At 61.7% G+C, this 7,413-nt stretch carries 4 protein-coding genes and 1 pseudogene; 1 reads left to right on the top strand and 4 read right to left on the bottom strand.

Annotation, left to right across the window (positions count from 1 at the left end; all coding sequences use genetic code 11):
• Window positions 1-38 precede the first annotated feature (38 nt).
• Window positions 39-389: a hypothetical protein gene (locus ACWD4A_RS34960; protein WP_451200459.1), complete on the bottom strand. Its 351-nt coding sequence runs from the start codon at window positions 387-389 to the stop codon at window positions 39-41.
• A gap of 1,460 nt (window positions 390-1,849) precedes the next feature.
• Window positions 1,850-2,677: pseudogene (locus tag ACWD4A_RS34955) on the bottom strand (IS110 family transposase); the annotation flags it as partial.
• A gap of 365 nt (window positions 2,678-3,042) precedes the next feature.
• Here ACWD4A_RS34955 and ACWD4A_RS34950 point away from each other — a divergent pair.
• Window positions 3,043-4,248: an IS110 family transposase gene (locus ACWD4A_RS34950; protein WP_451200456.1), complete on the top strand. Its 1,206-nt coding sequence runs from the start codon at window positions 3,043-3,045 to the stop codon at window positions 4,246-4,248.
• Window positions 4,249-4,253: 5 nt separating this feature from the next.
• Here the strand turns inward: ACWD4A_RS34950 and ACWD4A_RS34945 are convergent, their stop codons facing one another.
• Window positions 4,254-4,493, bottom strand: a complete 240-nt coding sequence (locus ACWD4A_RS34945) for a hypothetical protein (RefSeq protein ID WP_451200454.1) — start codon at window positions 4,491-4,493, stop codon at window positions 4,254-4,256.
• 263 nt (window positions 4,494-4,756) lie between these two features.
• Window positions 4,757-7,129, bottom strand: a complete 2,373-nt coding sequence (locus ACWD4A_RS34940; protein WP_451200451.1) for a hypothetical protein — start codon at window positions 7,127-7,129, stop codon at window positions 4,757-4,759.
• Window positions 7,130-7,413: the final 284 nt, after the last annotated feature.

Raw genomic sequence — 7,413 nt, 5'->3', positions numbered from 1 at the left:
AGAGATCCTGGCGAAGGTCCGCCTCATCCAGACCAACATCAAGAAACTCGTTGCAAACAACTCAAAGTGATACGAACGGGATCACGAGACACTAGAGGCCGACGTTTCTGGGGCGATCCCTTCTTCTCGATATACACACGTCGCGCCGGGGTCCACCGATAGCGCTCAAACCGCAGCGCATCGATGATCGCCTGAATCTTCTTCAGGCTCATACCGTCCACGGTCTCCTGGTTGGATCCGGGTGTCATAGAGCCGTCATTGCGGTAAATCTTCCCGTAGGTCCGCAAGTACAACTCCGGGTTGAACAAGTGCCGGTACAACCTCTCCAGTGGCAATCCTTTCTTGCCGCGTTCGTGGATGATCTCCATCAGGGCTTCGGCTCTCTGCATTACGCGTACCTTGCCTCTCCGGATATCGTAGACACCTGTGCCACTTGGCCCTGTAAGCGGCTCTCCCGCTCTCCTTGGTGGGGCGTTACTCCCACGACTACTACTGGCACTCCGTCACCATAGGGCTCGCGCCCCTTAGGCGATCCCGAATTCCTCTTGCATTGGACGTATCGAGTGTGACGTAGGCGGCCTGTCCGTTCCCTTGAGTGAGCTCGTTGCCCACCGTCCACCAGCCGGAAGGGTTGGGGCGAAGCAAAGGGGATTCGCCTGATGCTGGTGGCTCCGCTCCGGGCGTTGTATGTCGGAGGATGCACATTTCCATCCCTGGGAACTTGGCTTCAAACAGTCTGGTCTTCGCCGTATCACACGGACTTTGCGCGGCAGCGCCATAAACGCCTTCATAACGCTCCACGCTTTCCCGCCATGCTGTTGTCCCCTCGCGCTTTCGCGTCCAGGTAAGGCGGGTAGTCCAGAGGCTTCTCCTTCCGAACCTCTACTCTCTGCGAGAGTGATCCAACGCCGAGTTAGACGGCGCAACTTGGCTATGCGGCCGGCTTTCCCGGCCTCGGACTACTACGGAGCCTCCGCCCCGCCCGGCGCCAACAGCAGACGACGCGCCTGTCCTTCCGCCGCGCTGGCTGCACGGGGCGAGGACGACACCGGACGGTTCCCACGTTCACTTGAGAGTCGATCGACGGGCGAGGCGCCCAGCTCTACCCCTGCGGCATCGCCGACAGCCACGGCTACGCCGCAGACATTCACCGTGGCCTCCTGGCCGTTGATCACATGGCGACCAGGAGTTACCTGCTGTCGCACAAGAAGCAGGTACACGCCGCGACCAGCCCATATCCGCCAGATTTGAGCTGGTGGGCCGTTAAGGGGCGTCAGACACTGGTTCCTCTCGTACACCTTCCCGTCTCGCTGACCGGACCCGCGCCATCTGGCAGTACTGGCACGTCCCGGCGTTGTCAGGGCTGCTCCCACCCTCCCCGGCGTCTCCCGGATCAGGCTGCCCTCAGCTTCGCCCAGCCGCTGCGACGGCCAGGAGTCGAAGGTCTCTCACCCCCGCTCGACTTCAGGCGCCTCGTGGCGCACGTGGCCCTCCGCCCAGTCGATGCCGCAGAAGATCTTCAAGTAGGCCCTCCTCGAACGCGGATGGTGCAGGAGCCAGTGCAGGGAAACGCCGCGCCCTAATGGGAGGACTCGCAGGTCCGGCATCCGATTGGCAGTTCGCATCCCCAGCGGTCGGCAAGGGCCTCGCTCTGTATGCGGAGCAGGTGGCTCTGGTGTCGATGAGAGGTCTCCTTGCCGGCGGCTCGGAAGACGCACTACCCAGTGGATGATCACGACGCGCCGGAGACGGAGGGCAGGTTGCGCACAGCCTCAATGAAGTAGGAGTTGAGCTCCGGGTCAGGACCAGACGTCCTCCGGCCCTCCGTCATCGTCGTGCACCACCATTAGGTCAGGACCGAGGAAAGAGGGTGGGCCTCCAGCAGGGCCGCGATCTGGGTTTCCAGGCCGGCGCTGTTCGTGGACGGCGGCGAGCGAGCGGGCCAGGGACGGCACGACGATGTCCAGGGTGCCGGTGCCCGGGACCACGACGGTCTGTTCGCCGAGCGCGTCGAAGACCTCGTCGATCAGCCGCTCGGCCATGCGCGGGGCCTTGGGCCGGATCAGCTCGACAAGCCTGCGGCGGCCTGCTCTCCGCAGAGCCTGTGGGGAGCCGTAGCGTTCGAGCAGCCAGGTGACGGCCTGGTGGTCGAGCTGGGGCCCGAGGACTCGTTCCAGCGAGGGGTGGAACTGGGTGAGCAGGCCGCGGATGCGGTTGGAGGTGCGAGTGGCCTCGGCGGCGAGGTCCTGGTCGAAGCCGGTCAGGACGGTGAGTTCGGCGGTGACTCGTCGGTGAGTTCCAGCGAGCGCAGGGTGTGGGGCATGGTGCGGGCGGCGTCCGCGATGACCGCGGCGTCCTTCGCGTCGGTCTTCGCTTCGCCAGGGTAGAGGTCGGCGATCCGGCGCATGGCCAGTCCGGGCAGGTAGGCGACCTTGCAGCCCGCGTCGCGGGCGACGGTCAGCGGGAGGGCACCGATGGAGGCGGGCTGGTCCACCACGACGAGCACGGTGCCGAACTTCGCGGCCAGTTTGTCGAACACGGCCCGCAGTTTCGGCTCGCTGTTGGGCAGGGGCTTGTCGAAGACCTTCTTGCCGGCCGGGGTGAGCCCGTGGCCGTGGTGAGCGGTCTTGCCGACGTCCAGTCCGAGGAACACGCCCACGTCTTCGGTGTCGAACATCGCACCCTTCCAGGAACGTTGTTATGCAGACCTGCCGCCCGCGAACGGTCTGGCGTTGCACTAGGCCAGGCGGTAGTCGGACCTCTTATCAGCGTCTCCGACGGCACCTCCCGGGCCCGGTGACACCACCCCCCAGGTCATCGACTTCGACAGGGGGGAACAGTCATGCCGGGCCCGGAGGCCAGCGGCCCTCTTGCAGGACCACGGAAAACATAACGGGGGGGGGCACCGGCTCCGGAGGCATCGACAGACCGCTGATCAGGGGCATGACCACCGGCTTCTTCCCGGGTCGGGAGGCTCTTCGTAATGTGGATGTGGCGATCGGTGCCGTGGGGTGGCCGGGTAGGTACGACCGGAGAGTGCACGTGATCGATACCAGTGACATCGGCGCCTTCCTCGGCCTGGACGTCGGCAAGGGCGAACACCACGCCACCGCCGTCACCCCCGCGGGGAAGAAAGCCTTCGACAAGCGGCTGCCCAACAGCGAACCCAAGCTCCGCGAGGTCTTCGGCAAGCTCAAGGCCAAGCACGGAACCGTGCTGGTAGTGGTCGACCAGCCTGCATCGATCGGAGCCTTGCCGCTGGCCGTGGCCCGGGACATGGGCTGTCCGGTGGCCTACCTCCCGGGGCTGACGATGCGGCGGATCGCCGACCTCTACCCCGGCGAGGCAAAGACCGACGCCCGCGACGCGTTTGTCATCGCGGATGCCGCCCGCTCGATGCCGCACACACTGCGGGCGATCGAGCCCGCCGACGAAGCAGTCGCCGAGCTGGAGATGATCGTAGGCTTTGACGACGACCTGGCCGGCGAAGCAACCCGCGTCTCCAACCGTCTGCGGGGCCTGCTGACGCAGATCCACCCGCACCTGGAACGGGTTCTCGGCCCGCGCGTCCAGCACCCGGCCGTCCTCACACTGCTGGAACAGTTCGGGTCTCCCGCCCGGATCCGCAAGGCCGGCCGCCGTCGGCTGGTGAACCTGCTCCGGCCGAAGGCACCCAGGATGGCCGAGCGCCTGGTCGAGGAGATCTTCGCCGCGCTGGACGAGCAGACCGTGGTTGTTCCCGGCACGGATGCGGCCGCGCTGATCGTCCCGAGCCTGGCCACTTCGCTGACCGCCGTCCTCGACCAGCGGAAACTACTGGCCGGACGGATCGAGGAACTGCTGGAGGCACACCCACTTTCGAAGGTCCTGACGTCCATGCCGGGGATCGGCGTCAGGACCGGAGCCCGCATCCTCATCGACGTCGGCGACGGCAGCAGCTTCCCGAGCGCCGCCCACCTCGCCGCCTATGCCGGTCTCGCCCCCGCAACCCGCAGTTCCGGATCATCGATCCGCGGCGAACAGCCTTCCCGAAGAGGCAACAAACAACTCAAACGGGCCTTCTTCCTCTCAGCATTCGCCGCGCTGGCCGACCCGGTCTCCCGCGCCTACTACGACCAGAAGATCGCCCAGGGAAAGCATCACACCCAAGCCATCCTCTGCCTCGCCAGACGCCGAGCCGACGTCCTCTTCGCCATGCTCCGCGACGGCACCTTCTACCAGCCCAGGGCCGCTACAACAGCATCATGAACCGTTCAGCTCTCCGGACGAAGGCGCTGACGGGCCGCTGCAAGCTGCTCGTGATGGTCCGCGGCGAACAGGCCGGGAAGACTCTTGTCCAGCGTCCCCGAGATCCTGTGAATCGGCGCCCACACCGCCGGATCATCGTCATCGACCACCCGGCAAAGGTCCGTCATCTGCAGGCGCTCCAGCCAGTCCGACAGGACCAACGCCTCATCAGCAGTCAGCGTGACCGTTATCTGCCCATCACCCATGCACACCCCCATGCCACAGCCTCAACTATCGAACACACGAACCTACCTGTCGCCCCTTGCCCAAACGCATAGGGGCACCCCCCACGCAACTGCCAGCGGTTCAACCGCGACCACTCGCTACGGGCCCCTGGCGCACGCGAAGTGGTGTCGCCGAGGCGGGCCAGTGTGAGCGGGCACTCTCCCTCGGGACGCCCGGTCCCGCCAGGATCCTCACGGCTCGCTCGCGGCAGGTCCGTACCTGCGGGACATTCCGCTGAGAAATCTCAGTGCTCCCAGTGGAGTTTGAGTACAGGATTTTCCCATTTCAGAGTTACATTGACTCCCGCAGCTGGGTGAGCGTTCCAGTCGACGTTGGATACTTTAGGCCCCTCAAGGGTTGCCTTTACCGAGAAGATTCCCGCCGTAGGATTCAATTCACCGTCCTTGCCGATCCATACGCCGCTCACTAGTTGTTGTGGCGCGATGACAGATATTGCAGGGCCTCCGGAATTGACAACCACGTGTTCGTTCTTGTCGCCGGTAGTAACCCAGATATAGTCTTTCGTGTTGGAACTGGTGAAGGAGACCTGGTATTGGCGGTCGGCGGGCTTCTCGATTTCAAAGGGGAACTTATCGGTTTGCTTTTCCGCGCCTTTGGGTGTCCAGTCGACTTCTAGGTCATGGTGTCCTGTGGCCCAGGGTAGTTTCCAGGGATCCTTTCCCGGGTGGGCGAGTACCGGAAAGTCGAATGATTTTCCGCCTCTGGTGCCGGAGAACGCCACTGCGCCGTTATCCCGTATGGTGACAGCAGTGTCGTCGTCGTCCGGAAAGCTCAAGTGTATGATGCCCGTGCTGGATACGGGATGTGTGAATAGAACCGTGTGAGTCGCGGAAGTGATCTTGAATTGGACTGTGGGTTCAAATTCATAGAGTGCTCCTCCGTGAGTGCCTTTTGCCGTGACCTTATGGTCGCCGACCCCCCAAAGTTTAGCGGGCGTATAGTGGAAGCTTGTTTCGCCTTCTTTTACCGTGCATGTGTCTGATACCGGTGATTTATTGTCGAGGACATCGATGATGGTGACCGTTGGATCCGCTCCTCGTGGAACTATGCCGGAGAGGACCATTTCCGGACGGAATGATTCTTTGGCGGGCTGCTCTGGTCGGGTGATAATAGGTCCTGGTTTTCCAACAGTGAAATTAATCGTGCTCTCCTGGGGCGGGTCACCGGCTGCGGCGGTGACCGTGTGGGGTCCTTGGTCCCATTGCCCATCTTTCGGTTCCCATTTCCACGTGGCTGGACTCTCGTCGTGCAGTGTGGTAGCCACCGTGCCGAGAATCTTGATGCCGCCCGTCGTGGTTTTTTCACTGAGCACGATTTGCCGGGTGTTGGCCTGTGCGCGCCCAGTCATGCTCTGCCTGCTGTCGTTTAGAAGTTCGCTGGACTTGGGCGTGACGAACTGGAGAGGGTTATCATCAGGCCTAGGTGTCTTCATTATGAATTTAGTTGTAGATTTCTCATCTAAGCGGTCGCTACGCTCGTTACCCAGACAGGCTATGGCCGTGACCTCATGCATAACTCCATCATTGCTGTATGTCCATTCGGTCTCGAGGTTCCAGGTGTACGCATTCAGCTTTTCGTCGTATATGAGTTTGGCGAGCATTTCTTGCCCTGGTTTGTTTTTATCAGTAATAATGACTTTGTCGCAGGGCCCGTAAAGTCCGACCTTCTGCTGCCAGGCATCGACCCTTCCCTGGAGGTGAGGGAGTTTGTAAATGGAGAATTCTTGAGGTGCGGGTACCATCGATGGACCGGTGATTACCGCCACGCCGGGCTTGATTTCGACGGCCTCGAACATTCTCTGCATCGGATTTGATTTTTTTGTCGCGTTTTGCGCCTGGGCGACTATGGTGTGCTTGCCTAGTGTCCATTTCCCTCCCGGCGGCTCGGCGGTCCAGTTTCCCTTTACCGGATAATCCTGTCGGACCGTGAGTTGCTTCCCATCGGAGGTGACGGTGATGCCATGGTCCTTCTCTGTCAGAACCGTGCCGCCGTAGCTACCGAAAATCTTGCTTGTCGGGCTGAGGTAATCGCCCTCCTTTCCGGGACTGTAGATGTTGACCGAAGGCTCGGGGGCGGTTGCTTTGAAAGTCGTGACCGAGGCCGCCGACGTAATGCCTTCAAGTTCGGCCCATACGGTGACCGTATATTCGGTGCCGTCGACCCATTTTTTTTCAGGGATGTAGGACCATACCTTCTGTTCGTGTGCGATCTTTTTGATCACACCCACATCACTTTCCGGTGCACCGCCGGACGGGTTGGAAGATATTTTCACGAACACTTTATCTCCGGGCAGCCCGTCGGCGAAGTAGCCATCGATGGGCGTGTCTAAATTCAGTTTAGGAACGTCTGACTTCGATATGCCTGGCTGCGGCGTTGTGAACACAATGCGTCCGGGTGTGTTGTTGGTTCGGTATGTCAGTCCGATATGTGAGTGCAGTTTCTGGGGTTTATTGCTCGCGTTCTGGATGAAAATCAGGAGCTCTCCGTCTTTCTTTCCTGGAGCCAGAGGGTGCTTGGAGTCAGCCTTGACCACCATGGCCCAGTTGTAATTTTCGTAGGGTTTCTCGTTTGAAGGAGGCTTTACGTTGTCGGCCATGAGGCAACCTTTTCGTTGAATGGAGGGAAGAGGGAATACCGTGTGAAGCGGTGAAAGATTCGCGGTCGGTAGGGAAAAGGATCCTGAGGCACCCCGAGATGCGGGAGGAGGTGGCAGAGTGCCGAAATCGGGTGCTGCCCATAGCCCTGCGCACGAGTGACCACGGCCTCGACAGGATTCCAGGTCTACTGCTCGATTCCGCTTTAGCGGGGTAGTTGTAGGGGTGTGGGGTTGCCGGTTCGGGCTTCTCGGGGGCGAGTTGCCGTGCCGAAGCTGTTGTCGGC

This window comes from Streptomyces sp. NPDC002537 (assembly GCF_053594975.1).
This window is presented reverse-complemented; position numbering and strand designations above follow the sequence as displayed.